24 protein-coding genes and 1 pseudogene are annotated in these 24,007 nt (G+C 72.0%); 15 read left to right on the top strand and 10 right to left on the bottom strand.

Translation table 11 applies throughout. From position 1 onward, the window contains the following. Positions 1-8: 8 nt before the first annotated feature. Entirely contained in the window at positions 9-1,520 is a 1,512-nt protein-coding gene (locus tag ACFVS6_RS11120; protein ID WP_389702720.1) for an oxidoreductase, read from the top strand. Between the two features lie 92 nt (positions 1,521-1,612). Here the strand turns inward: ACFVS6_RS11120 and ACFVS6_RS11115 are convergent, their stop codons facing one another. Continuing rightward, a complete protein-coding gene (locus ACFVS6_RS11115) occupies positions 1,613-1,915 on the bottom strand; it encodes a heavy metal-binding domain-containing protein (RefSeq protein ID WP_389702719.1) in 303 nt (100 codons plus the stop codon). Positions 1,916-2,086: 171 nt separating this feature from the next. Here ACFVS6_RS11115 and ACFVS6_RS11110 point away from each other — a divergent pair, with 171 nt between their 5' ends. The 5 genes from ACFVS6_RS11110 to ACFVS6_RS11090 all read left to right on the top strand — a co-directional run bounded on the left by ACFVS6_RS11110 (position 2,087) and on the right by ACFVS6_RS11090 (position 5,355). Further along, positions 2,087-2,467: a hypothetical protein gene (locus tag ACFVS6_RS11110; RefSeq protein WP_389702718.1), complete on the top strand. Its 381-nt coding sequence runs from the start codon at positions 2,087-2,089 to the stop codon at positions 2,465-2,467. A 427-nt stretch (positions 2,468-2,894) separates the two neighbouring features. Beyond that, positions 2,895-3,584, top strand: coding sequence for an isochorismatase family protein (locus ACFVS6_RS11105; protein ID WP_389702716.1), 690 nt, complete (start codon positions 2,895-2,897; stop codon positions 3,582-3,584). A 144-nt stretch (positions 3,585-3,728) separates the two neighbouring features. After that, positions 3,729-4,253: a hypothetical protein gene (locus ACFVS6_RS11100; protein WP_389702714.1), complete on the top strand. Its 525-nt coding sequence runs from the start codon at positions 3,729-3,731 to the stop codon at positions 4,251-4,253. A gap of 84 nt (positions 4,254-4,337) precedes the next feature. After that, entirely contained in the window at positions 4,338-4,790 is a 453-nt protein-coding gene (locus tag ACFVS6_RS11095) for a PPOX class F420-dependent oxidoreductase (protein WP_389702713.1), read from the top strand. A 124-nt stretch (positions 4,791-4,914) separates the two neighbouring features. Continuing rightward, complete coding sequence (locus ACFVS6_RS11090) at positions 4,915-5,355, top strand: hypothetical protein (RefSeq protein WP_389702711.1); 441 nt, start codon at positions 4,915-4,917, stop codon at positions 5,353-5,355. Positions 5,356-5,532: 177 nt separating this feature from the next. On the opposite strand, the gene ACFVS6_RS11085 is transcribed toward ACFVS6_RS11090, so the two are convergent. Further along, positions 5,533-5,937 carry a GPI anchored serine-threonine rich family protein gene (locus ACFVS6_RS11085; RefSeq protein WP_389702709.1) on the bottom strand — a complete coding sequence of 135 codons (405 nt, stop codon included), beginning with the start codon at positions 5,935-5,937 and terminating at the stop codon, positions 5,533-5,535. Positions 5,938-6,289: 352 nt separating this feature from the next. Between ACFVS6_RS11085 and ACFVS6_RS11080 the strand changes: the two genes are divergently transcribed. Next, positions 6,290-6,706 (top strand): PPOX class F420-dependent oxidoreductase, encoded by a 417-nt coding sequence (locus tag ACFVS6_RS11080; RefSeq protein ID WP_389702707.1) that lies wholly within the window; start codon positions 6,290-6,292, stop codon positions 6,704-6,706. Positions 6,707-6,721: 15 nt separating this feature from the next. On the opposite strand, the pseudogene ACFVS6_RS11075 reads toward ACFVS6_RS11080, so the two are convergent. Beyond that, a pseudogene (locus ACFVS6_RS11075) lies at positions 6,722-7,330 on the bottom strand (IS5 family transposase); the annotation flags it as partial. Positions 7,331-7,402: 72 nt separating this feature from the next. On the opposite strand from ACFVS6_RS11075, the gene ACFVS6_RS11070 reads away from it, so the two are divergent. Continuing rightward, positions 7,403-8,029: a hypothetical protein gene (locus ACFVS6_RS11070; protein WP_389702705.1), complete on the top strand. Its 627-nt coding sequence runs from the start codon at positions 7,403-7,405 to the stop codon at positions 8,027-8,029. Between the two features lie 127 nt (positions 8,030-8,156). Here ACFVS6_RS11070 and ACFVS6_RS11065 read toward each other — a convergent pair whose 3' ends face one another. After that, positions 8,157-8,621, bottom strand: a complete 465-nt coding sequence (locus ACFVS6_RS11065) for a hypothetical protein (RefSeq protein WP_389702704.1) — start codon at positions 8,619-8,621, stop codon at positions 8,157-8,159. 292 nt (positions 8,622-8,913) lie between these two features. Between ACFVS6_RS11065 and pip the strand changes: the two genes are divergently transcribed. After that, the gene (gene pip / locus ACFVS6_RS11060; RefSeq protein WP_389702703.1) at positions 8,914-9,876 is read left to right on the top strand and encodes a prolyl aminopeptidase; all 963 of its coding nucleotides are present in this window, start codon (positions 8,914-8,916) and stop codon (positions 9,874-9,876) included. Between the two features lie 107 nt (positions 9,877-9,983). Here the strand turns inward: pip and ACFVS6_RS11055 are convergent, their stop codons facing one another. Further along, positions 9,984-10,589: a signal protein gene (locus ACFVS6_RS11055; RefSeq protein WP_389702701.1), complete on the bottom strand. Its 606-nt coding sequence runs from the start codon at positions 10,587-10,589 to the stop codon at positions 9,984-9,986. Positions 10,590-10,775: 186 nt separating this feature from the next. Here ACFVS6_RS11055 and ACFVS6_RS11050 point away from each other — a divergent pair, with 186 nt between their 5' ends. Next, positions 10,776-11,555, top strand: a complete 780-nt coding sequence (locus ACFVS6_RS11050; protein WP_389702700.1) for a hypothetical protein — start codon at positions 10,776-10,778, stop codon at positions 11,553-11,555. A gap of 64 nt (positions 11,556-11,619) precedes the next feature. Here ACFVS6_RS11050 and ACFVS6_RS11045 read toward each other — a convergent pair whose 3' ends face one another. Continuing rightward, a complete protein-coding gene (locus ACFVS6_RS11045; RefSeq protein ID WP_389702698.1) occupies positions 11,620-12,726 on the bottom strand; it encodes a DUF4034 domain-containing protein in 1,107 nt (368 codons plus the stop codon). A gap of 241 nt (positions 12,727-12,967) precedes the next feature. Continuing rightward, a complete protein-coding gene (locus ACFVS6_RS11040; protein WP_389702696.1) occupies positions 12,968-13,729 on the bottom strand; it encodes a ricin-type beta-trefoil lectin domain protein in 762 nt (253 codons plus the stop codon). A gap of 182 nt (positions 13,730-13,911) precedes the next feature. Here ACFVS6_RS11040 and ACFVS6_RS11035 point away from each other — a divergent pair, with 182 nt between their 5' ends. From ACFVS6_RS11035 to ACFVS6_RS11025, 3 genes are all read left to right on the top strand, one after another. Beyond that, positions 13,912-15,984, top strand: a complete 2,073-nt coding sequence (locus ACFVS6_RS11035; protein ID WP_389702695.1) for a hypothetical protein — start codon at positions 13,912-13,914, stop codon at positions 15,982-15,984. A gap of 486 nt (positions 15,985-16,470) precedes the next feature. After that, on the top strand, positions 16,471-17,742 hold the full coding sequence (locus ACFVS6_RS11030; RefSeq protein ID WP_389702938.1) for a CoA transferase: 1,272 nt from the start codon (positions 16,471-16,473) through the stop codon (positions 17,740-17,742). Between the two features lie 261 nt (positions 17,743-18,003). Continuing rightward, positions 18,004-19,560 carry a serine/threonine-protein kinase gene (locus tag ACFVS6_RS11025; RefSeq protein ID WP_389702694.1) on the top strand — a complete coding sequence of 519 codons (1,557 nt, stop codon included), beginning with the start codon at positions 18,004-18,006 and terminating at the stop codon, positions 19,558-19,560. Positions 19,561-19,701: 141 nt separating this feature from the next. Here the strand turns inward: ACFVS6_RS11025 and ACFVS6_RS11020 are convergent, their stop codons facing one another. The 3 genes from ACFVS6_RS11020 to ACFVS6_RS11010 all read right to left on the bottom strand — a co-directional run bounded on the left by ACFVS6_RS11020 (position 19,702) and on the right by ACFVS6_RS11010 (position 21,685). Next, complete coding sequence (locus tag ACFVS6_RS11020) at positions 19,702-19,893, bottom strand: hypothetical protein (RefSeq protein ID WP_389702692.1); 192 nt, start codon at positions 19,891-19,893, stop codon at positions 19,702-19,704. 71 nt (positions 19,894-19,964) lie between these two features. Next, on the bottom strand, positions 19,965-20,783 hold the full coding sequence (locus ACFVS6_RS11015) for a hypothetical protein (RefSeq protein WP_389702690.1): 819 nt from the start codon (positions 20,781-20,783) through the stop codon (positions 19,965-19,967). Continuing rightward, positions 20,783-21,685 carry a DUF692 family multinuclear iron-containing protein gene (locus tag ACFVS6_RS11010; protein ID WP_389702688.1) on the bottom strand — a complete coding sequence of 301 codons (903 nt, stop codon included), beginning with the start codon at positions 21,683-21,685 and terminating at the stop codon, positions 20,783-20,785. The genes ACFVS6_RS11015 and ACFVS6_RS11010 overlap by 1 nt, the downstream gene beginning before the upstream one ends. Positions 21,686-22,053: 368 nt before the next feature. Between ACFVS6_RS11010 and ACFVS6_RS11005 the strand changes: the two genes are divergently transcribed. After that, a complete protein-coding gene (locus tag ACFVS6_RS11005) occupies positions 22,054-22,206 on the top strand; it encodes a hypothetical protein (RefSeq protein ID WP_389702686.1) in 153 nt (50 codons plus the stop codon). A gap of 12 nt (positions 22,207-22,218) precedes the next feature. After that, positions 22,219-23,889, top strand: a complete 1,671-nt coding sequence (locus ACFVS6_RS11000; protein WP_389702685.1) for an FAD-dependent monooxygenase — start codon at positions 22,219-22,221, stop codon at positions 23,887-23,889. The last annotated feature ends 118 nt before the right edge of the window (positions 23,890-24,007 follow it).

Below are 24,007 nucleotides of genomic sequence, written 5' to 3'. Positions count from 1 at the left end.
CTGCATGGGTGCTGTCATATGAGGAGTTGACCCCGCCGGAACGCGAGCTGTGGGACGCCTTTCCCGAGGGGCGTCGAGTTGATCTGCGCACGGGCGTGACCGAGGCGGACGCTCCCTCCTCGGGCACTCAATGGGGTCCCGAACGCACGGTCCGCGCCGCCGTGGTGACGGCTTTGCTGCTCGGCGCGAACGACGATCGGGCCCGTGGTGTGGCCGCCCTGCGACTGGCCGGGACGCGCATCACCGGCCGTCTCGACCTGTCCGGGGCGGAGATCCGCCACGCCCTCTCGCTGGAGGGCTGCCGACTGGACCAGGCGGTGCGGCTGTACGGGGCCACGACTCGGACGGTCGAGATCACGGACAGTTGGGTTCCGGGGATCGACGCCGAGCTGGCACGGATCGAGGGCGACCTGGATCTGCGGCGGTCGAGTGTCGAAGGTGGCCCCCTCGTACTCGTCAACGTCCGTATCGCCGGGAACCTCGTGCTCTCGGATGCCGAGATCTCGACCGTGGGGGAGTGGGCGGTGCTCGCGGGCGGCCTCGTCCTGGACGGCGGCGTCTTCGCGCGGCGGCTCACCACACGAGGCGGGTTCCGGCTGCCCGGCGCACGGCTGCTCAACGGCCTGTTCCTGCAAGGCGCACGGCTGGGGAACACGGGTGGCGTCGCACTTGCCGCCGGTGACGTGACGGCCTCGACCGTCGACTGCTCCGAGGGGTTCACCGCGCTGGGCAGCGTGCGGTTGCGCAGGGCTCGAATAGAAGGTCTGCTGACCTTCGAAGGAGCCCGCCTGGAGGGGGACGGCACGGCCCTGGACTGCGTGGGGATGCAGGTGGGGGACTTCGACTACGCAACCGCGGCGCCGCCCTCAGGGCTGGTGGACCTCCGGTTCGCACAGGCCGCCTGGTGCCAGGACAGCGAGCGGAGCCGGCCCGAGACGGTGCTTCTGGAAGGGTTCACCTACGGCTCCATCCGATTCCGCGACGCGGCGTCAGCGGCGGGCGAGGGGGGAACGCCGGGCAGGGACGAGGTGGCCCGCCGCCTGGCGTGGGTCCGCCGGAATCCCGGCTATGCCCCGCAGCCGTACGAGCAACTCGCCCTCTGGTACCGGCGGATCGGCCACGACGACGACGCCCGACGCGTGCTGCTGGCCAAGCAACGTCACCGACGCCGCACCCTGTCCCTGCCGGCGCGGGCATGGGGGCATCTGCTCGACGTGACCGTGGGCTACGGCTACCGGCCCTGGTTGGCCGGAGTCTGGCTCCTGACGTTGACGCTGCTGGGCACCCTGGTCTTCGGTGCCGGCTCCCCGACTTCGGTGAAGCCGGGTGAAGGCGTCCCGTTCCAGCCGCTGGTCTACACGCTCGACCTCCTGATTCCCATCGGTGGCCTGGGACAGCGCGCGGGGTGGTACTGGTCCGACGGCGTCCTCCAGTGGCTGGCCCATCTGCTGATCGTCTTCGGCTGGATGCTCACGACCGCCGTCATCGCCGGCGTCACCCGGACCCTTCAGAAGAACTAGCGTCGACGGCCGAGTTCTGGAGTCGTGGGCCGCGAACGCCCGGCGAAATGACCTTCAAGATGGTCGGGATCACTCCGGAACCGGATGCCCGGCTACTCGGGTTGTGCCCATTGCACGGCCGTGCCGTAGGCGACGAACGTCGTGGTGTAGTACCCGACGACCGGGACGATCGACACACCGAGCACACCGTCCGCATCAAGCTTGCGGGCCTCGATCTGCATGCTCTCCACCGCTTCCATCACGCTGTCGCGCTGATATCCGGCGACGACATTGAGCGCCGTGTGCGGATCGGGCGGCGAGGGCACGGTCACGCTGTAGAAGCCACGGCTGGCTTCACGGGCGGCCCACTCACGCCTCTGACGCTCGTCGAATTCCTTCTTCTGCTTCCTGTCCACCGCGCCATTCTCGCGCGCCCCGAACGCGCGATCGACGGTAGGTTCGCCGAACCCCGACCCCCGTCAGTACGTGGAGGGCAGTCCGGGCCGGTCGGACCGGAGCGTTGTCCGTATCGGGCCTTCGCCCGCGAACTCGGCTTCCCCGGCTACTTCGGACACAACTGGGACGCCATGGTGGACTGCCTCGGCGACTGGCACGGGCCCGGGCACGGCAAGCAGGACGTGGCGGTGCTGATCGACGGCGCGGATCCACTGATCGGCGCGAAGTTCCTCGGGGCTCTCGTGTGGACTCTGTGCACCGGTGCCTGGCGGGCCAACTTCATGGTCGACGCCGACGGCGAGCCCCACTCCTACGGCTCGCCCTTCGCACTCCACTTCGTCTTCCTCCTCGACCGGCTCGCACCCGCCGATTTCACCGAGGCCGCCGTCGACGCCGAGGACGTGGCCGCAGCCGTGGTGGACGGGCGGCTCGTCCTCACCCTGACCGATGAGGACACGTGGGGCGGCGACCACACGTGGCCACCCGTCGAATACGCACCCCGAACGCCCTGACCCTCCCCTGGGCCCGGATGGATCCGCGCGCGCCGGGGGAGTTGTGGAGGGTACGGACGGTCGGATGCAGGGAGGGCTGGCGCGTGGGAACAGGAACGGTGCTCCTGGTCGTCCTGGTCGTCCTGGTAGTCCGGACAGCCGTGGCCGCCGGTGGAGCCAGGAGGACCAAGGAGGCCCGAGCAGCCTTCGCCGTCCGCCGCGGCCCGGTGCTCGTAGTCCGGACAGCCGTGGCCGCCGGTGGAGCCAGGAGGACCAAGGAGGCCCGAGCAGCCTTCGCCGTCCGCCGCGGCCCGGTGCTCTTCGACGCAGACCCGGCTCGTCTTCCGCGACGGTGGCCCCACCTCCACGGCTCTCCTCGACCTGGACATGGCCGTTCCGGCACCATCCGCAAGCTCCAGCCCGACCACCACCGACGGGAGCATTCGTCATGCCGGAGACCAAGGCCCTCCTCCACGCCTGGCACATCGATGAGCGGGACCACCGGCGCCATGAGGAACGCCGGGGCCGCAGGTACGCGTACACGACCGTCGATCCCACCCGCACCGCTCTGGTGGTCATCGACATGGTGCCGTTCTTCGTGGACGCCAACCCCTACGCGCGCGGCATCGTCCCGAACATCCAGCGCCTCGCCCAGCGTCTCCGGTCCGCCGGAGGAACGGTCGCTTGGATCCTTCCGGCCCGGGTTGACCGAACTCGGGTCGGCGACGAGTTCCACGGACCCGAGGCGGCCGAGATGTTCCGCAACGCAGGCGGCACCGGACCGCTGCGAGACCGGCTGTGGCACGGGCTCACCGTCGCAACGGAAGACCTCCTGGCGGAGAAATCGGCACCCAGCGCCTTCTTCCCCGGCCGCTGCCCGTTGCCCGAACTGCTCCAGGAGCGCGAGATCGACACCGTTCTGATCACCGGCACCGTCACGAACGTCTGCTGCGAGTCATCAGCCCGCGACGCCTGGACACTCGGGCACCGCGTCATCATGGTCGCCGACGCCAACGCCACGGGCCGCGACGAGGACCACAACAGTACCCTCCGCACGATCCACCGATCCTTCGGCGACGTACGGGCCACCTCGGAAGTCCTCGAACTGATCGATGCATCCGACACCGCCCGACGGTGAGAAGACCGCCGTGCACCGGGAGCCTGCCGCGTCGATGTCGGCCGGGACAGCACCGGCGTTCATCGGAGGGATGCCGACGGCCCGACGGTTGAGCATCCGAATTCCGCAGACCCCGGCGTCGGGCGGCCGGGTAGGTTGGCCGGCGTGAACTCACGAGGGTGGAGCTATCGGTACGTGGGCCCGCCCGGCCTGCTGGCTCTCGTCCGGCCGGAGAACGAGGGCCGAAGCATCCGCTCGGCAGCCGACTTCGACGACTGGGCCGCCGCTCTGGAGCCCGCGGAACTGGCGGAACCCTTCACGTACGTCATCGACCCGGCGGGGGCGCTGCGCCTCGCGCCGCGCCGGAGCGAACACGTGGTGTGTGCCGGCGGCCGCCACGTCCTGGGCGCCGGGGAGATCGGCTTCCGCAGGGAGTCCGAGCGGTGGGTGATCGCCGAGGTGAGCAACCAGTCGACCGGATACTGCCCGGACATCGACTCGTGGCCGGCCGTGGCCGAGGCTCTGGACGCAGCCGGGATCGAGCACCCTCCCCACTTCACCCACGAGGTCGTGTTCCGGCGCTGTCCCGCTTGCGACCAGCTGAACATCGTTCGCGAGGGGGACTTCTTCTGTGTCTTCTGCGACGAAGCACTCCCGAGGGAATGGAACGTGGACCGGGTGGGGCGTTGACGGGCCCGATGCGCGCTGCCCGATGCCTGATGCCCGAAGTTGATCGGCGCGACCGGCGCGCCCCCGGCGGGAAGGTTTCAGCCGGTGCCCCTGTTCCGTGTAAGCAGTCAACTCAAGCTGCTGAAAAGAGGGGTGGGGGACATGTCGGTGGTCTTCGACGAGAAAACCCGTGAACTGCTGGACGGGAGGAACTTCGCCACCGTCGCGACGCTGAACAAGGACGGCGGGCCGCAGACCTCGGTGGTCTGGATCGCGAGAGAGGGAGACGTGGTGCTCTTCTCCACCACGGCGGGGCGCCAGAAGGCCAGGAACCTCGCCAGGGATCCACGGATCAGCCTCACGATCCTCAACAGTGAGAACCCGTACCAGTCCGTGGACATCCGCGGCACCGCGGAACTCATCGAGGACGGGGAGAAGGTGTTGCCCCGCAGGCTCTCGCAGAAGTACCTCGGTGAGGACCCGCCGCCCGAGTCCGACGACGTGCTCCGGCTGGTCGTCCGGGTGATCCCGCACAAGGTCACCGGCTTCTCGGTCTGACGTTCACCGTCCGGGCCCTCAGGCGCCCGGACGTTCGATCGTCCTCTGCGCGAGGGCTGCGAATTCCTGGAGGACCCGGGGCCCTGGTGCGCGTGCGGTGGCCGGGGCAGGCTAGGTTGCTCGGATGAGTCTCCTTGATGATGTGGCCGAGCGTGACGGCTGGCGGTGCTGGGTGTGTGACGAACCGGTCGACCCCGACGAGTCGGTGAACGATCCGCGGGGGCCCAGTGTCGACAGCCGGACCGCCGACCGGAAGGCCAAGGTCGCCGAGCGGCTCGCGCACCGCGGCTGCAATACCCGCAAGGGCGCGGTCAAGGTGGTCATCGCCTGGCCGGAGCGCCTGTACGTGGTCGAACCCGCGCCGCTCATCGCCGTCGCCGAGAGGCTGGAGCGAAAGGGGGGCCGCGAGATGGTCGGCCGTTGTCCCACCAGGAAGGACGCCCAGGAGGCGGCGGACTGGCTGGTTGACCGGTTCTCCCGGCTGGTACCGGGCCTGCCGGTGACCGCCGCCATCGAGCCGGGTGGCGGCCAGTTCCTCGTCATGCTGGCCACCGGCCGCCGCTGACCGGGACGACCCGGGCACACTCGCGGAGGCCGCCGAACCGTGGCCGTGTCGAACGGCTCCCCTTCCCACGTGCCTCCGGCCGCGGGAAGGGGAGAGCCTCCGGAGCACTCGCCTCCGGATCGCCGTGTCATTCGGGCCATCCGGGTCATCCCGTTCGTCCCGGGCAGTGGTCCGGCGTCAGCGCGCGCTGATCCGGAAGGGACGGCTGTACGCGTCGAGCATGCTCCGGGTCGTCACGAGGATCAGGTACTCGCCCGCCGGGATGCCGGCCGGAAGGGTCACGCGCGCCGATGTCTTGTGTGAGGGCAGCCCTTCCGCCAGGACGGCGCGCGTCGCGTAGGGGGATCCGTCGCGTTGGACGAGGTGGATGTCGACCGGGTCCACGGGACCGGTGATGAACCAGCGGACGACTTGTTCGCTGCCTGGGGTCCACACGGTGTCGCTGGTCGGGTACTCGATCAGGAGGTCGTCAGCCGCGAGCAACGCGGCGGCGTCGGGGCGACTCATCCGGGAGTTGACCAGGTTCGAGATGCGGCGCATCGCTGCGTGCATGCCGGTGAGGGCTGTGGGATCTTCAGGCATTGCAGTCATCCAGAGTCCGTGCGGCTTACCTATCCCTTCCACCATAGGAAAGGGATCAAATGCCCGTATCGGTCGAAAGGTCGAAAGGTCGAAAGGTCGAAAGGCCAAAAGATCGAAAGGTCGATGGGGTGAGGGGCCGAAGGGTCGAATTGCTCGGGTGCGTCGAGCCGGCGGCCCGGCCGACGTTCTGCCGGTCGTCTGGGCAGCGTCCGGCGGATCACGTGAGTGCCTCGCGCCCGGGTCACTTGTCCGGCGCGGGCAGGGTGGCCTGAGGGGCCCCGCCCGGGCGATCCGGCACGAAGGGAATGTATTCCGGTGCGCCACACCATCGAGCCCGATTAGCCTCCCCCACATGCCCATTGAGATGAACGACACCGTGCGCAGCCTGCTTGACGTACCGCACCCGGCCGTCTTGGCCACCCTCAACCCTGATGGCAGCCCGCAGAGTTCGGTGGTCTGGGTGAGCCGTGACGGCGGCGAGCTGCTGATCTCCACCGAACAGGGGCGGCGCAAGGAACGGAACATACTCCGCGACCCACGCGTCGGCCTGACCGTCTTCGACCTCGCCAACCCCCACCTGTACGTCGAGATCCGCGGCACGGCCACCGTTACCGAGGACGCCGACCGCGCGGTGGCCGTCCGCATCGCCGAGGAATACCTCGGCCCGGGCGGCGGCAAGGAGTACCTGGAGGCCCCGCCGGAAGAGGTGCGCGTGGTCGTCCGCATCACCCCGACCAAGATCCTCGGCAACGCCACCAAGACCGCCTAGATTCGGTCCGGCGAGTCATGGGCGGAGCCACGAGCGGATCGGCCGCGACCGCGGCGGTGTCGTGGAAGACGTAGGCCCTCTTGTCGTAGCGCGTGGCGATGGCTCGGAAGTTCCTGAGCTGTTTGATCGTGTGCTCGGCCTCGTTGCGGCGTTCGTAGATCTCGTTGTCGAAGCCGGTGGGCCGGCCGCCCTTGTTGCCGCGCCGTTTGCGGTTGGCCCGCTGGTCCCTCGGTTCGGGGATGGTGTGCTTGATCTGGCGTCTTCGCAGGTAGCGGCGGTTGCGCCGTGAGCGGTATGCCTTGTCGCCGCCGAGGTGGTCCGGCCGGGCGCGGGGGTGACCGCGCTGCGGGCGGGGAACGCGGATGCGCTTCAGGACCTCGATCGTCTGCGGTGCGTCGCCCCACTGTCCGGGCGTGACCAGGAAGGCCGGCGGCCGGCATCCGCCCTCACCCGCGAGATGGATCTTGCTGGTCGAACCGCCCCAGGACCGGCCGAGTCCTTCGTCGGGGTGGTGGTGCCGGGGCGTTGTCCTTCTTTCGGGACGCTTGGCTCCATCTTCCGGGCCCCGGCCGCGTGCTGATGGGCCCGGCAGGACGTCGAGTCAAAGCCGGCCATGCTCCATTCGTCCGTCACGCTGCCCCAACGCCGGCAAGTACGGCAGCTGGTGACGCCTGCGCGATCGGAGATGATGTCGGCGTGGACGATGGCACGGACAATGGAATGGCCGACGGCTTGGGCGGCGGCTTGGGTGACGGCCTGGAACTGAGCGGCTGGATGCGGTGGTTCGCCGCTGAGGACGGTGGTCGTGGGGATCCGCATCCGGGCGGTCGCTACGCGCCGACGGTGTTCGCCGGGTCCGGGACGGTCGGTGATCCGCGGAGCATCACGTTCGATGACGTCCCTGCCGGGCCGGGGCTCGGGCTCGGCGAGGGGGCGGTGCATGGTTGGTGGTCGCATGGTGCCGGGGTGCCGTTCGGATGCGGACCGGGCACTCGCCTGACCCTTGCGGAAGGACTGCGCCCGGTTGCGGAGGTGGAGATCCTCGCGAACGCCCCCAGGGCGGATCGGGCCTGGACGTTCCGGGTTTCGGAGTCCTTCCTGATCACCGGTCGAGGAGTAGGGGTCCTGGGCGACCTCACCGGGGCCATCGATCGAAGCGGTCTGTCTGCGGAGCTCCAATCACGCGATCAGTTCCTGGTCGTGCCGGAGGTGTGGGTGGAGTTCGCGCGCATCGCGGGCGGGGAACGTGTCGCTCTGTTGCTGCGCGGTGTGGAGAAGGTCCAGGTCGCGCCGGGCTCGCTGCTTCGGGGCTGCGCGCCCTGAACGACCGGCTTGCTCATCCCCGGTCAGGAAGCCGTCCGGTCCTGGATGACGGCCGGCGCGCGCAGCCCGGATGGCCACCACCACCTTGCTTCGGCTCGATCCGGGCGGTGGCAGTGCACTGACGGAGTCAGCGCCGGGACGCTCCGATGGTCCGGGCAGCCGTCTCGAAGCGGTGCTCCGTTGGCTTCGGCGCGTCGTGGAGGCAGCCGAAGTACTCCGTTTCCACCGTTTCCGTGAGCACCCCCAGAAGGAAGGCCGCGCACCCCATCTCGTGGTGCTCCCAGAGCGGTCCGCGCCCCTCGTTGTAGAGCACGGTCCACTCGTCGGGATCCTGACCGGGCCTCACCAGCCAGTACAGGAACGCCCCCGTGCCCTCCTCGAACGCCCACGGCAGGACCCGTGCCTCCGCCTCCAGCAGGCCGGCAGGCTTCGCCTCGAACTCCCACAGGTCGGACAGGATCTCGGCCCGTTCCGCTGCCTGCGCGTGCAGGTCGCATTCGTCGTAGGGGGAGTTGGGAACGAGCAGCCAGATCGTGTCGTCGAAGATGCCGTCGCCGTACACGTCGACCAGTCGCTTGTAGTCGGCGGGCAAGGTGGCACCCAGGACATGCTCCGCTTGCGCCCAATCCACCGCGGGCGGCGGGTCGGCGGGCGGCCGGCAAAGGCGGACGAGGGAATCGAGAACATCGTGGGAATCGAGAACATCGTGGGAATCGTGGGAATGGGGGAAATCGAGGGCGGTCACGGAACGGACGGTACTTGAGCGCCGGCACGGTCCTCGACGGCGCTGGGGCGTTGCGGCCGTCGTCCCGGCCGTGTTGGCTACCACCAGACAGCGTTGCATGCGCTGTTGCATGTCGTCCTGATGCTCTGGAGGTCTTGAAGTGGGCGAGCTGTACCCGCCGGCCGAGCCGTACGAGACAGGCATCCTCGATGTCGGCGACGGAAACCTCGTGTACTGGGAAGTGTGCGGCAACCCGGAGGGCAAACCGGCGCTCGTCGTTCACGGCGGGCCGGGATCCGGATGCGGCGCCGCGGCCCGCCAGTACTTCGATCCGGAGCGGTACCGGGTGGTGCTCTTCGACCAGCGGGGCTGTGGCCGCAGTGCCCCGCACGCGAGCAACCCCGCGACGGACATGCGGCACAACACCACCCAGCACCTGATCGCGGACATGGAGCGGCTACGGGAGCACCTCGGCATCGACCGCTGGCTGCTGTACGGCGGGTCGTGGGGCTCCACCCTGATCCTGGCCTACGCCGAGACGCACCCCGAGCAGGTGTCGGAGATCGTCATCGCCGCCGTCACCACCACCAGGCGCTCCGAGATCGAATGGCTCTACCGCGGGGTCGGCCGGTATTTCCCCGAGCAATGGGAACGCTTCCTCGCCGGAGCCGCAGGCACACCGCCGGACGGCGACATCGTCGCGGCCTACGGGCGCCTCATGGAACACCCGGACGCCGCGGTACGGGAGAAGGCCGCCGCCGACTGGTGCGCCTGGGAGGACGCGGTGCTGTCGGGCGAGACGGACGGCGCCTCGCACCCCTACGGTGACCGCCCGTCGGCCGCCCGCCTGGCCTTCGTCCGCATCTGCTCCCACTACTTCTCCCACGGCGCGTGGCTGGAGGAGGGCGCCCTGCTCCGTGACGCCCACCGTCTGGCCGGCACGCCCGGTGTGCTGGTGCACGGCAGGCTCGATATGGGAGGCCCGCTCGACACCGCGTGGGAACTCGCCCGGGCATGGCCCGACGCCGAGCTGATCGTCGTCGGGGACGCGGGCCACTTGGGCAGCGACACGACACGCGGCCATGTCCTCGGCGCCTTGGACCGATTCGCCCGCCGAGCCTGAGACCGGGCCGCCCGGCAGTGCGGTCGGCTCCGGTGTCCGGTGTCCGGCGGCTCCGGCAGCGGCGACTGTCCCCTCGTCCCCGGGGGTCGTGTGCGAAGGTCCCGCCCCTACGCCACCTGGAGGTCGTAGGAGACCGAGAGCGAGAACGATCCGGCGGAGCCCTCGATGGTCAGGGAGGTGCTCCCCACGGGTACCGGTCCCAGCCGGACCCACAGTCCGCAGCCGTGCGTGTTCAGCGAACCCGCCTCCCCGGTAACGGGGTTGCCCTCGACACCGGTGATCCGGATGGGGGTGGGTTCGATCCGCTCCACGGGGACCTCGGTCGTGCCGAGCTTGACGGTGCCCTTCGCCTCGGCCAGCCGTGCCGTGCACTCGGCCTTCGTACCCGTGAAGTTGAGCAGCGGGAAGGCCACCGGACGTTCCGCCGGGATCGAGCAGCGCCGCTCGGCCTTGCCACCGAACGTGCCCGCGAGGAACCAGGCGTCGGAGGGCTGGTTCTGTGCGCAGAAGCTGCCGTCGGGGTCGGACACCGGGTTGGAGTCCTCGGGGCTGGAGGCCGCCCAACTCCACCACCGGCTCTGGAGCTCACCGGCGCTGAGCTGAGCGATGCCGGCTTGCGGTTGGCGTGCTGGTTCCTCGGAGTCGGGCGCCGTACAGGCACCGATCGGCAGGGCCGCTGCCGCGAGTAGAACGAATGATCTTCGTATGCGCATCCCGGGAGGATACTTGCCGCCTGTGCTGTGCTGTCCGGCAGGCGGCCCAGTGTTTCCGGCCGCCTCTGTCCGCCGGGACCGGCATTCTTGTGATGGGATTTCCACCTGCGCGCAGCGTGGGACGCGCCAACGGACCCGCCAGCGGACCCGCCAGCGGACGCGGTGACGGAACGGAGATGCTGAGCCATGACCCGAGAGCACACAGCCCCGGCGGAACCCGACGCGGTACTTGCGACACGCGCGCTGACGCGGGAGTCCGGGCGTGCTCGGCGGCTCCTGGCCGCCGAGCAGTGGACTCCGTCGCCGGCTGACGCCCATGCCGCGGGCGCCGTCCTCGCCCGGCTCACCGCGCCGCTCCCCACGCGGAAGCACTCGACGGAGGGGACCCGGACCCTGGATCGGGACCGGCGGCTCCAACGCATCCTGCGCAGCGCCGTTCACCACCTCGACGCGGGGTCTGTCAGCCCGTCGGCCGCAGCCCTGCTCGCCGCGGTCGCTCGCGCCCTCCTGCCCTGGCACGCCGCTCCGACTCCGTCGCCCGCAGCGGCGGCGCCGAGGTACGGAGTCCCGCACGGGACAACGACTGGTGCGGTGGTGCCGCCGACCGAGGAGGGAGAGGCCCTACTGCCCGACCTGATAGCCCTGTTCACCATCCTGGCGACACCGAAGGCGACACGGAAGGCGACACCGGGGGCGATACCGAACCAGCCCGGAACCGTCCCCCTCACCCCGCCGGCCGAGCCCTGGCAGGCCCGGTACACGGGCAGGTTCCGGCACTACGGCAGGCCTTCCCCCGGGGTATGGACGGCCCGGACCTTCACCTGCCCGAGGTGTGGCAGTGCGGGCGGGCCGTGGACGGTCACCGGTGACTGGCGACAGATCGCGTTGGCCTGCCCGTGCGGCACGATGACCAACGAGCACGGCCTCACCCCCTCCGAGGTCTGGCTCTGCTTGCCGGACACATGACCACCGCACCGCACCGCGGTAGGCCGAAGAAGAGGGCCGAGGCGGGCCGACGTGCGAGGTCGAATCAGAGGCGGGCCGCGTCCGCCGCCGTCGAGGCCCTACCGGGGCGCCCCGAGTGGAGGGCCGCCAGGCCCCGGGCGTGGTGGAACGCCGCCGCCGCATCCCGCGCGTCGGTCCAGGGCGCCGCTCCGCACCACCCGCCGAGGAGCCGGAACTGCGCCAGGGCCTCCGCGTACCGGCCCGTCTTCAGGAGCACGGCCGCGTACAGGTGGCGTATCGCCGGAAGCCGTCGGTCCTCCGGGTCGGCCTGCGCCAGGTCGGCGCGGATCAGGGCGAGCACGGGCTTGGTGACCCAGGTGCGGTAGGCCGCCTCGCCGTCCTGAAGGACCGCTTCGTGCACGGCGTGCAGGTAGATGCCCGACATCAGGCTCCCGGCCGGAGCCGAGGCCGTCGCCTCCTTCGCGAACTTGAACATGAGCTGGTGCGAGCCGTACCACTTCTGGCACCAGTACTGGAGGGCCTGCCAGTGCGCGTCGTAGTGGTGCGGAGCACGGCTCGTGAGCTCGGTCCACAGCCGGCGGAACTCGTCGTGGGACAGCCCCAGGCCACGCGCGGCGGCGATCATCGTGACCCACGGGGACGGATCGGCCGGTGCCAGCCTGGCCGCCTCGTGGGCGGCGTACATGGCGGTCGGCAGCAGCTCCCCGAACAACGCGACCTGCGAGTCGGAGGTCTCCTTGATGTACTTCTCGCCGCGCGCCGCCCAGGCGCGGAGCAGCAGGGCGTGGGCGTGCACGACGACGGCGTCCGCGTCCTGCGGACGCTTGGCCCGCCAGATCCGCAGCCAGCGCTCGTCCTCCACGGCCAGGTCCGCGAACACCTCGACGAGCCGCCGGCGCTCCGCCCAGTCCTGGTGTTCCGCGGTCACGGCGAGGAGCCCGGCCGCCGGCTCCCACTCGCCGTCGCGGGCAGCGTCGACGGCGAGGCGCAGCGCGGGCTCGTCCCGCGGCGGGCCGGAGCGCCGGCTGTCGAGCTGCTCGCGGGGGACGAGGCCGTAGGCGGCGGCGTCGAAGTCCCGAGCCTTGCGGTTGCGGACGGCGAGACGGGTGGTGTGAACGAGCGCCCAGAGGAGGACGGCCAGACCGGCGGCAGAGATGATGTTGGTGAGCACAAAGCGTCATCATCCCTGGTCGGGGTCACGACAAGCCAACGCTGCGGCTAAGTACCGGACTCGTTTTCGGCACTCGTTTTCGACGTCCGGCCCGCCGCCGGGCCGCCGGGCCGTCAGCCCCGCGCGTGCGTTCCTGCGTGCGTGCCCGCAGGCGTCGACCCGTGCCGCGGACCCGCCTTCGTACGGGACCGGGTGTACCGGGGGCCGTGCGGAGGCGGGTCGGGGTGGTGGTGCGTGGGGATCAGGTGCCCAGGGGGGCGCCGCGCCACTGCTGGTTGGTGTGCTGCGGGGCGCAGTCCCAGATTCCGAGGCGGGTGCCGTTGCCCGTGGCCCAACCGAGGGCGTCCAGACACTTGCCCGAGTGGACGCTGCGCAGCAGGCCGTCCGGCAGGAGCTCCCACTTCTGGTTCAGGCCCTGGTGGCAGGTGTTGAGCCCGATGTGGGAGCCGTTCTCCGTCTTGGCGTACTGGACGTCCATGCAGCGGCCGAGGGCGCGCACCGTACCGTCGCTCTCCAGCCGCCAGGCCTGGGCATCGGTTCCGTTGCACTGGTACAGCTGGATCGGTGCGCCGTCCTTGAGGCTGCCGCCCTTGACGTCGACGCACTTGCCGGAGTGGACGCCGGTGATCTGGCCGGAGCCCGGAGGCGGCGGCACGCTGCAGTAGATCTCGACGAGCACCTGGTAGTACCCGTTGCCGCCGATCGGGTTGGCGGCCGGGCCGGCCGAGCGGGCGCAGCGGGAGGCCAGGTAACCCTCGTTCACGGCCGCTGCGTAGGCGGTGTTCCAGGCGGCGTCGACGGCGATGTTGTACGGACCGTAGCCGGTGCCGAGGAAGTACTTGGGGGCGGTGGGCGCCAGGGCGGCGGCCGCGCCGGCGGTGGTGCGCGCGGGGGTGACCGCGGTGGCACTCGCGGTGCTGCTCGCCGCGGCGGGCGCGGTGAGCAGGGTGGTCGCGGCGAGGAGGGCGGTGGCCGTGGTCGACAGCCATCGAACCAGCTTCACTCCGGACTCCATTCGGGTAGGTGGTGGCCGTGCAGGAACGTGCGCCGCCGGGGCCCCGCGGTCGTTCAGACCCTAGCCGCGGGCCGCGATCGCGGAGTCTCACGGAGGTATCAAGTCCAGCCATGGTTCGGCTGGTTGACCGCTGACCCCGGCGGGCGCCGGATGGGTATCGTCCGGGGACCGTGAAGATCCCCCCGGGCCTCGGCGCCCTGTCCGCCGCCCTCGCCTCGCACTCCGTGGTCAACCTCTGCGGCCCCCTCGGCAGTGGGAAGAGCACCCTGGCCCGGCAACTGCCCGTGGCCGCCGGCGTCGACCTGTGCGCCATGGTCGACCTGTGCGGAATGTCGGCCGCCGTCGCCGGGGACCGGGTACGGGAGCTGCTCGCCCGCGGCGTGGAAGGGGACGGGCTCCTGCTGGTCGACAGCGCGGACGGCCCGGGCCAGGCCGATGCCGTGACCGCGGCCCTGGCCGAGCCCCGCCCCTTCGACCATCCGGGAGCCACGGGGCTGCCTGCGGCCACGGGGTTCGCGGGATTCGCCGGGTTCGCGGGCTCCTCGGGAGGTCGGAGGCGGGCTCCGGGGACGCCGTCGGTGCTGGTGGTGAGTCGGCGGCCGCTGCGGGGACTGTCCGGCTGGGCTGACCGGCACTCGCCGTCCGTCGTGGCGTTGAAGCCGTGGCCGACCGAGGACATCGAAGCCCTCGTCAGGGCGACCGGGCTGGAGGACGAGGAGACGGTCGCGCTGGCGGTGCGCCTGGCCGGCGGGTACCCGTTGCCGGCCACCCTCGCCGCCCGGGAGCTCCTCGCCGGAACCCCCGCCGACGCGCCAGGCGCCGTCGCCGACGCGGTGACCGAGGAAGTGCTCGCGCGCCTCGACCGCGAACGGCCGCGGTCCGGGGGCCGGGACCGGCACGCGCTGCGGCTACTGGCCACCGTGGGCGCCGGCGACGAGCGGCTGCTCACCGCGGGGCCGGAGGTGTTCTCCGCGCTGGCCGCGTTGAGCCTGGTCCGGCGGGGGCCGCTCGGGCTGGCGGTGCGCGAACCGTACCGGTCGCTGTTCGAACTCGCCTACGCCTGGCGCAGACCACAGGCCCACCGGGACGTCCGGACGCGCGCGGCCGGCTACCGGCAGACGCTGCTCACCGAACGCCGGGACCCGCGAGAGCAGGCCCGGATCGTCGAGCAGGGGCTGTTCCTGTCCGGCGAACCCGCCCTGCGACGTTCGCTGTTCCCGCCCGTCGAGGACGATGCCCTGATCCGGCCCGCCCGCTCCGGCGACGCCGATGACATCGGACGGTTGATGCATCGCTGGGCGGTCCGCAACGGCTTCGACCCACGGCGTTCGGAGCGGGTCACGGAAGGCTGGCTGGCGTCCGCCCCGACCGCGTTCCACCTCGCCCGGGACCGCGACGGGGCGCCCGTGGCGCTCGCCGCCCTCGTACCCGTCGGCCCGGACACCGCCGACGGAATCGAACCGCTGCTCCAGCAGCACGCACCCGGCCTCCTCACCCCCGGACCGGCGGCCGACGACGACGGCGACGACGGCGGCGGGTCGGGCGGCGGGATCGGGGCCGGGAGCGGCGCCGGGCTGTTCCTGGGGGCGGCGTACGGGGCGGACGCGGGCGCGCACGCGCAGATGCTGCGCCACATCCTGGTGCAGGCGACCCTCGCCGGACACCTCCTCGTCTCCACGGCGAGCCCGGACTACCAGAGCCTGCTGCACGCGCTGAGCTTCCGCCGGCACGGCGGCATCCGGGACGACGTCTACCGGTGCGGGCGCCGCCCGGAGGTCTACAGCCAGGAGTTCACCGCCACCGGCCTCGCCGGGTGGGTCCGCCGTCTCGGCGCGGGCCCGCCCGCGGCCCCCGGGACGGTACCGCCGAGCGGGGGAGGGCTCGCGGCCCTGACCGACCAGAACCTGCCGGCCCTCGTCGGCCGGGCCCTGGCCGCGCTCAGGGAGCCGGGCGGCCTCGCCGGGAACCCTCTGCTGGCCCTGCCCGAGCTGTCGTCCCCGCCCCGGCTGCGCGCCTGGCTGACCGACGGCGTGGCCGCCCTCGCCGCCTCCTCGGCCCCCACGGACAGGGAGGCGGGCGCCATCCTGGCCGCGTACTACCTGGGCCGGCCCCGCACCCACCACCAGATCGCCCGCGCCCTGCACCTCAGCCGCGCCACCTACTTCCGCAGGCTCCGCCGCGGCCTGACCCTCCTGGCCACCCAACTCGCCCCGAGCACCCGGCCGCCGCACGACCACCGGTGAACGGCGAACTCCGTTCCGGGCGGGAGGCCGTGGGTTGATCCTTGGGGGCAACCTCCGAGCCACGTTGTGCGCTTGGGGGACCGCGAGGTGTTCCGGAGCCGCCGCCAACCCCCAGCGCGCGCGGGAGCAGCCATGCGGGCGCTACGGCAGTGGTCGGCGTCAGGCGCCCGAAGCGTCGACCGGTGTGCCCCGGGCACAGGCCTGCCAATCCGAGCAACGGGCGTGCGGCGGGCCGGAGATCGTTCGCGCGAGGGTCGTGGAGGAGATGCATCCGGGACCGGTTCCGATGCGGCCCCGCTCCACGGCGTCGTGCTGTAGGTGTCGCACAATGAGCGGGTGACGTACACCGAGGACGCGGCCACCGCACACGCCTGGGCGGCGCTGGGGGGTCGGGGCGAACTGGTTCGGAACGTGTCCTTCGAGGAGGCGGGCGAGCTCCTGCCGTCGCGTCTGCCGGTGCGGGAGCTGGCGCGGGCCGTGGTGGGAGTGTCCTCGCTGGCGGCGGCCGAACTGCTCGCGCTGCGCAACGACGTGCGGGTGCCCGCGGTGCGGGTGAACGAGGCCGCGGTCGCCACCGCGTTCGTCAGCGAACGCCACCTGCGGATCGACGGTCGGGTCCCGACGTCCTTCGCTCCGCTGTCCGGGTTCTGGCAGACGGCCGACGGATGGGTGCGCACCCATGCCAACTATCCGCATCACCGTGCCCGGCTGCTCGGTGCCCTGGGCATCAGGGACACCGGGCAGGACCGGGCGCTGGTGGGCGTGCTTGCCGAAGAGCTGGCTTCGCGCCCGGCCCGGGAGGTCCAGGAGACCGTCTACGCGGCGGGCGGCCTGGCCGTGGCCGTGGCCTCCGCACCAGCCCCGGCCGCGCCCGGCGGTCCTGGCCCGGCTGCACCCACCCCTGACGTTCCCACCCCCACCGGTCCCGCCCTGATCGAGACGCGGCACGTGGGACGGAGCAACCCCCGACCGCAGGCTCCCGCATCCACGCCCGCGCATGGAGTACGGGTCCTGGACCTGACCCGCGTCATCGCCGGCCCCGTCGGCACCCGCACGCTGGCGCTGCTCGGAGCCGACGTACTGCGCGTGGACGCCCCGCAGCTCCCCGAGGACGCGGATGCCCATGCCGATACGGGCATGGGCAAGCGCTCCACGTTGCTGGACCTCACCCGCACCGGCGATCGGCACACGTTCGAGGACCTCCTCGGCCAGGCCGACGTCGTGGTGACCGGCTACCGCCCCGGAGCCCTGGACCGGCACGGACTGAGCCCCGACGCACTCCTGGCCCGGCATCCCGACCTGATCGTCGCCCAACTGTGTGCGTGGGGCTGGTCCGGCCCCTGGGCGGAGCGACGCGGCTTCGACAGCCTGGTCCAGGCCGGCACCGGCATCGCCGCGATCGAGGCCACGGCCGACGGACGCCCGGGCGTACTGCCCGCACAGGCACTGGACCACGGCACCGGGTATCTGCTCGCCGCCGCCGTCCTTCGTGCACTGAGCGACCGCCGGATCAGCGGCGGTGGACGGCATCTCCGCCTCTCCTTGGCAGGCACGGCGTCCTGGCTGATGCACGGCATCCGCCCCACTCCCGCACGCGGCGATGCCGACACCTACGACCCCGAATCCTGGCTCACCGACACCGGATCGCCCTACGGTCCGCTGCGTCATGCCCTGTCCCCGCTCCACTACGACGGCGCACCCGCGAACTGGAGCCGTGCATCCACCCGGTGGGGCACCGACCTGCCGAACTGGGCCTGAAGGAAGCCGCGTCCGTCGGCCGCGCAGTCCGACCCCATGAGTTCGCAGCGGCCGTGGGAGGGCTTCCAGGACGCCCGGTACCGCCCGTTCGACGCCGACTCGCGAGGTCGGCCTCCCACCGTATGGTCACCGGCCGCCGTGTGAGCGGCCGCGTGTTCCGGCCGGCGCGCCGGTTGCGCTTTCGGGCACCGGCGGCCTCGGGCGCGGGTCGGGAGGAGGGGTGCGTTCTCATGCCCGGGTGCGTTGGGTTAGGTTCCGGGCGTGACTGACGATCGCGGACGACTGCTGGCCGGCCGGTACCGGCTGGCCGAACTGCTCGGCCAGGGCGGCATGGGGACCGTGTGGCGGGCCCACGACGAGCAACTCGACCGGGAGGTCGCCCTCAAGGAGCTTCGGCTCCCGGACGACCTCGACGCCTCCCTGCGCCGGGCCTGGATCGGCCGCCTCGATCGCGAGGCCCGCGCGGCCGCCAGGCTGAAGCATCCGGGTGTCATCACCGTCCACGACCGGATAGCGGGCGACGACGGCCGCCCGTGGATCGTGATGGAACTCGTCCACGGCCGTTCCCTGGACGACCTGGTCAAGGAGGAAGGCCCGTTACCGCCGGCCCGGGTGGCCGGGATCGGCCGACAGATCCTGGACGCGCTGCGCGCCGTGCACGCCACGGGAGTCACCCACCGGGACATCAAGCCCGCGAACGTGCTGCTCGAAGGCGAACGGGTGGTGCTGACCGACTTCGGGATCGCCGCCGTGGAGGGCGAGCCCGGTCTGACCCGGACGGGGGCCCTCATGGGGACCCCGACCTACATGTCCCCGGAGCAGGTGCGCGGTCTGCCGGCGACCGCCGAATCCGACCTGTGGTCCCTCGGGGCGACCCTGTTCACCGCTGTCGAGGGGCACCCCCCGTTCAGTGGCTCCGGGTCCTGGGCCGTCTTCGTCGCGGTCGCCACCGAGGAACCCGCCATCGCGGTCCGCGCCGGTGGGCTCACCCCCGTGCTGATGGGTCTCCTCCGCAAGGACCCTGCGGAGCGTCTCACCGCCGAGGAGGCGTACGACCTCCTCGCCGGACCGGCGGGCGGGGCGGGGCCCCCAGGGCCGGAGCCCGAGCCGACCTCGGCGTCCACGCTGCGGCTCGGCGCGGAGGCGGACGCCGCACCCGGGGCGGCCCCACCGGCACGGGAACCCGCACCCGAGGTGGCCCCGCCGGGGCAGGGTCCCGCCCGTCCGACCCGGCGGAGGGTGTACTGGGCGGCCCGTCTGGTGGGCGTCGTCGTGGCCGCGATGGTCGCGGTGCCCTGGTGGTTACCGGAGTCCGGATCCCCGGACGACGACCCCGGCCGCACTCGCGCGACCGACTCCACGACGCCCAACCCCCGTACCCCGTCCCCTTCTCCTCCCGCACCGACCCCGTCCGTACCGTCCAGCCCGACCCGGACCCCAACCCCAACCCCAACCCCAACCCCCACTCCAACCCCTGAGCCCGTACGCGCGCCCCTCGATCGCCAAGCCATCGAGAGCGTCTTCGCGCTCTACATGAACGGCCTGGCCGACCACGACATGACGTCGTTGCGCCGGGGCACCTGCCCCCGGATGCGAGCGGGCCTGCTCGGATTCGTCCTCAACGGCTACTTCGTGGACCGCTGGGAACTCCAGCCCTACGAGATCCCCCCGAACATGGACCAGCTCAGCGTGGAGGCGAGGATCACCCGGCGCGACATCGAGACGGGGAAGCCCGCCGGCGACGTCCTCAACCAGTGGATCATCGAGCGGGACTCGAACCAGCAGTACTACGTATGCGGCTGGCTCAACCAGGAGTGAGACCGGCCAGTGGAACGAGGAGTGATCCGCCGGCCCCTGCGGACGGTCTCCGCGGACGGCGGCGCGCTCCCGGCGCGCCGCCCGGTTCCGGTATCCCTTGCGGTTCGAGCGGCTTCGTCGGGCGGGCGACAGGGCCGCGGTTCAGCCGGACCGGCGGTCCGCGGCACGCCTCGGGTGGGACATGGACGTGTCGTCCGCCCGGTTGCAGAAGACGCAGAAGCAGTTGAAGTCCCGGGGCGGGCCGGACCGGCGGGCCACCACGGCGTCCGGCAACGGAGCCAGCGAGAGAGCCTGGCCCACGTCGACGTGCGTTTCGCGCATCGAGCTTTTCATGGTGCTTCCTCCTTGTCGGAGCGGATGGAAGGTTCCTCTTCCAGGACACCGGACGGGCGGGGGAGGCCGCGTCATACGATCGGGCGACCCTGGTGGACGATCGCGGGCGCCACGCGCACGATGTCGACGCTCACCAGCCGCTCCAGCAGTTCCAAGGCCTCGGCCTCCGGCAGGTCGGCCTCGCGGGCGGCCTCCCGGCCCGTGCGGGTGCCGTCGCAGCAGGACAGGAGGAGTCCGGTACCGGCCCCGATCCGGTACGCCCGCAGAGGCGCGTCCCACGCCCGCTGCAGCAGGACGGTCACCACCTCCCGGGGCATCCGGACCGGAGCTTCGGGGTCCGTCACGTCGTGCTCGTACGTCGCCACGCGAACGGCCGGCGACAGGACGAGCTGTTGTTCCACGGCGTGCGCGAGCTGTGCGGGAGGCGGTGCGGGGGGAAGCTGCGCCGCGGGCGCCGGGCGGCAGGCCTCGGCGGCCACCGAATCGTTGAGCAGCAGGTACTGGTCGAGTTCGAACCGGCCGAAGTCGGCCGTGGCGGCCGGCATCCGGTCGAACTCCAGCAGGCGCTCGCAGGCCCGGACGATTCCCGTCGGATCGTCGGGGTCCTCCGCGAGCGTGGTCGTGGTCAGGAACGCTTCGAGCACATCCGGATGGTGTTCCGTGAGCTCGCTCACCGTCCGGGGGATGCCGACCGAGAGGTGGATGCGCCGCTTGGCGCCGCTCTCCTCGGCCATGAACGAGTAGCTGTCCCCGTCGACCCCGGCCAGCGCCGCCAGCTCCGCGTCGGACAGGCCGAACCATCCCTGGACCCGACCGGGGTCCTCGCGCAGCACGGGCAGCAGGGTGCCGGGGGAGGCGATGACCGAGGCGAACGCCTCGCGCAGGCCCATCACCGCACCCCCGCCCGCGCGCTCCGGGCGCCGTCGAGTATCTGCCGGGCGTGGTCGAGCTCCGCCTGCAGCACGCCGAAGTCGTCGGGGAAGTTCTGGTCGCGTTCCAGCAGCGTGGCGCGCAACGGGGCCCTGTCCACCAACTCCGCGAGCAGGTCCCAGACCGCGGGCGGCACCGGCTCGCTGTGCGTGTCCAGGTCCATCCGGTCGTCCTCGCCGCCGGTCCCGCCCGCCAGGTGAACCTGGACGACCCGCTCCACCGGGATCGTGTCGAGGAACTCCATCGCCGAATACCCGTGGTTGCGCGCGTTGATGTCGAGGTTCGTCAGGTCCAGCAGCAGCCCGCACTCGCAGTGCTCCATCACCTCGGCGATGAACTGCGCCTCGGACAACGGTGACAGCAGATCGATGTAGTACGTGACGTTCTCCAGGATGAGCGGCCTGCCGACGGCGGCCTGGACGCGCTGCGCGCGACGACCCACCTCACGGGCGATCTCCCGGGTCCGTGGCAGCGGTGTCAGCGTGCTCAGGGCCACGCCCGCGGCCCGGGTGAAGCACAGGTGGTCACTGAACCAGGGCGCGTCGATCTCCTCGACCAGCTGCGCCAGAGCGTCCACGTAACGGGGGGACGGCTCGTGCGGGCCACCGATCGACAGCTCCAGTCCGTGCGGCACGATCCGGAACCGGCGTCGCAGACGGTGCAGGACGTCGCGGACGTCGGGCGGCGCGAACAGGTAGTGCTCGGAGATCACTTCGAGCCAGTCGACGCGGCTCGCCGGGGAGCCGATGGCGTCCTTGATCTCGGTGCGGTAGCCGATTCCCGAGCCGAGGTACGGCAGGCCGGTCACCGGCACGGCAGTGGCGGCGGCGACCGGGGCGGGACTCGAAGGTGCGGTGGTCATGGACGGGTCCTCTCACGATGCGGGCCGGAGTTCCTGAGGCGGCCTCCTGCGGTCTCCTTCGCCCTCCTGCCGCCACCGTAGGAGCGCGGTCGCGGCCGGCCCTTCCTGCGGTCGGGCCATTCAGGGGACGACATGACGCCGTCGGCGCACCGCCCTTCCCGGCGCCCTTCCCGCGCCCTCCCCGGCGGTCGTCCCGGCCGGTCGTCCCGAGGTTCGGCCGGTCGGAGGACACCGGCGCGGGAGCTCCCGGGCTGCACTGGAGGGGTGATGCGGCCCCGCACCACCCGGCCCGAAGCCCCGAACGCACGCACGCACGCCCCGCCGGGCACGTGCGGGCGGGGACCGACCGCAGGAGAGGGACGAACACGATGAGGAACCATGGCGACCGGGCGAACGCGACCACCCGTGCCCGGAGGGAACCCGACCGGCTTGCCCTGACCGACCTCCGGACCCGCAGCACGCTGCGCGCCGACGGCCGGCTCCGCGCCCCGGCCCTCGCGGCGACCCCGATCGTCCGCTGAGCTGCTGCCCGTATGAACACCGCCACCGGCCCCGGCCCGGCCCTGCGACCCACGGGTGACACGCGGGCCGTACCCGACCACGTGCCCGTGCTCGTGGTCGGCGGAAGCCTCAGCGGCCTGTCGGCCGCGGTGCTGCTCGCCCACCACGGCGTGGAATGCCTCGTCGTGGAACGCCACCCCGGCATCGGTACCCACCCCCGGTCACGGGTCCTCACCGCCCGCTCGGGCGAGGTGCTCCGATCCGTGGGCCTGGAAGCCGCCGTCGACGCCGTGAGCCGCCGCCCCAGCGGCTGGTACCGGGCGGACACCCTCGCCGACACGTCGTACGCCCCCCTCGGCCCCGCGGGCGACCCGACCCGGCCCATCAGCCCCGCCGGTAGCCGCCTCTGCGACCAGAACCACCTCGAACCGATCCTGCTGGCCGATGCCCGCAGCAGCGGCGCGCGGGTGCTCTTCGGCTGCGAACTCACCGCCTTCGACCAGGATCCCCACGGCGTCACCGCCCGCATCCTCGACCGCGCCACCGGCCGGTCCAGCACCGTCCGGTGCGCCTACCTCCTCGCCGCGGACGGCACGCGCAGCCCCGTCCGGGAGGCACTCGGCATCGAACTGCACGGCCGCCGCGGTGAACCGCGCTTCCTCAGCACCGTCTTCGCCGCGGACCTCGACCCCGTACTGCACGGCCGCCGCCCCACCGCCGTCGTGTTCCCCGGCAGCCAGGTGCTCTTCGCCCGCGGCACACCGCAGGCACCCCTGTGGGAGTACGGCATCCCCGACAGCCCGTTCGTCGACGGAGCGGAGGACGAGGCGCTCCACCGGTTCGCCCGGGAACGGATCCGCCAGGTCACCGGCCTGCCCGACGTGGAACCCGACGTGCGCAGCGTGCTGCGCTGGGGAGCCTCGGCCGTCGTGGCCGAACGGTTCCGCGAGGGCCGGGTCCTGCTCCTGGGCGACGCCGCCCACACCATGCCCGTGATCGGCGGACTCGGCGGCAACACGGGGATCCAGGACGCCCACAACCTCGCCTGGAAACTCGCCGCCGTGCTGCACGGGCGAGCGGGCGAGCGCCTCCTCGACACCTACGACGTCGAGCGGAGCCGCGTGGCGGCCCACACGCTGTGGCACGTCCTCGCCACCGCCCGCGGCCGTCCCGAGGCACTGCACCCGGAGACCCTCCAACTCGGCTACCTGTACCCCGACCCCGCGGGCGGCCCGGACGCCGGCCCCTGCGAGGACCCGTACCACCCCACCGGGCGGCCCGGCAGCCGGGCCCCGCACCTGTGGCTGCGGAACGACAGCGGGCGGCTATCGGTGCTCGACCTCTTCGGGACGGGATTCACCCTGCTCGCCGGTCCCCTCGGCGCATGCTGGCCGTCCGCCGGACGGCGGGCGGCTGCCGGACTCGGCGTTCCGCTCGCCGTGCACCGGATCGGCGGCCCGAACGGCACGCTGCGCGATCCCCGCGCGACGTTCCCCGCCCGGTACGGCATCGGCCCCGGCGGGGCCGTCCTGGTCCGGCCCGACGGGTACGTCGCCCGCCGGTGGGACAGGGCGCCGCACACACGGACGGCCGCGGAGCGCGCCGTGCGCGGGGCCCTGGAGCAGGCCGTCGGCATTTCCCCGGAGCCCGCCGACGGAACGGCGAACCCTGAGAGGATCCGGATCGGCGGGCTTGCCGCGTGATCCCGTGACGGGCGCCACGCCTCCCTCGCCCTGGTCGAGGACGCCGGACACCTCACCCGAGAGAGGCCCGGCTTGAGAGGCCCGGCTTGAGAGGCCCGGCCTGAGAGGCCACGGGTGA

The organism is Streptomyces sp. NPDC057939 (assembly GCF_042887545.1).
Classification (GTDB): Bacteria; Actinomycetota; Actinomycetes; order Streptomycetales; family Streptomycetaceae; genus Streptomyces.
Note: the sequence above shows the minus strand (reverse complement) of the source record. Positions and strands in the feature narration are given on the sequence as shown.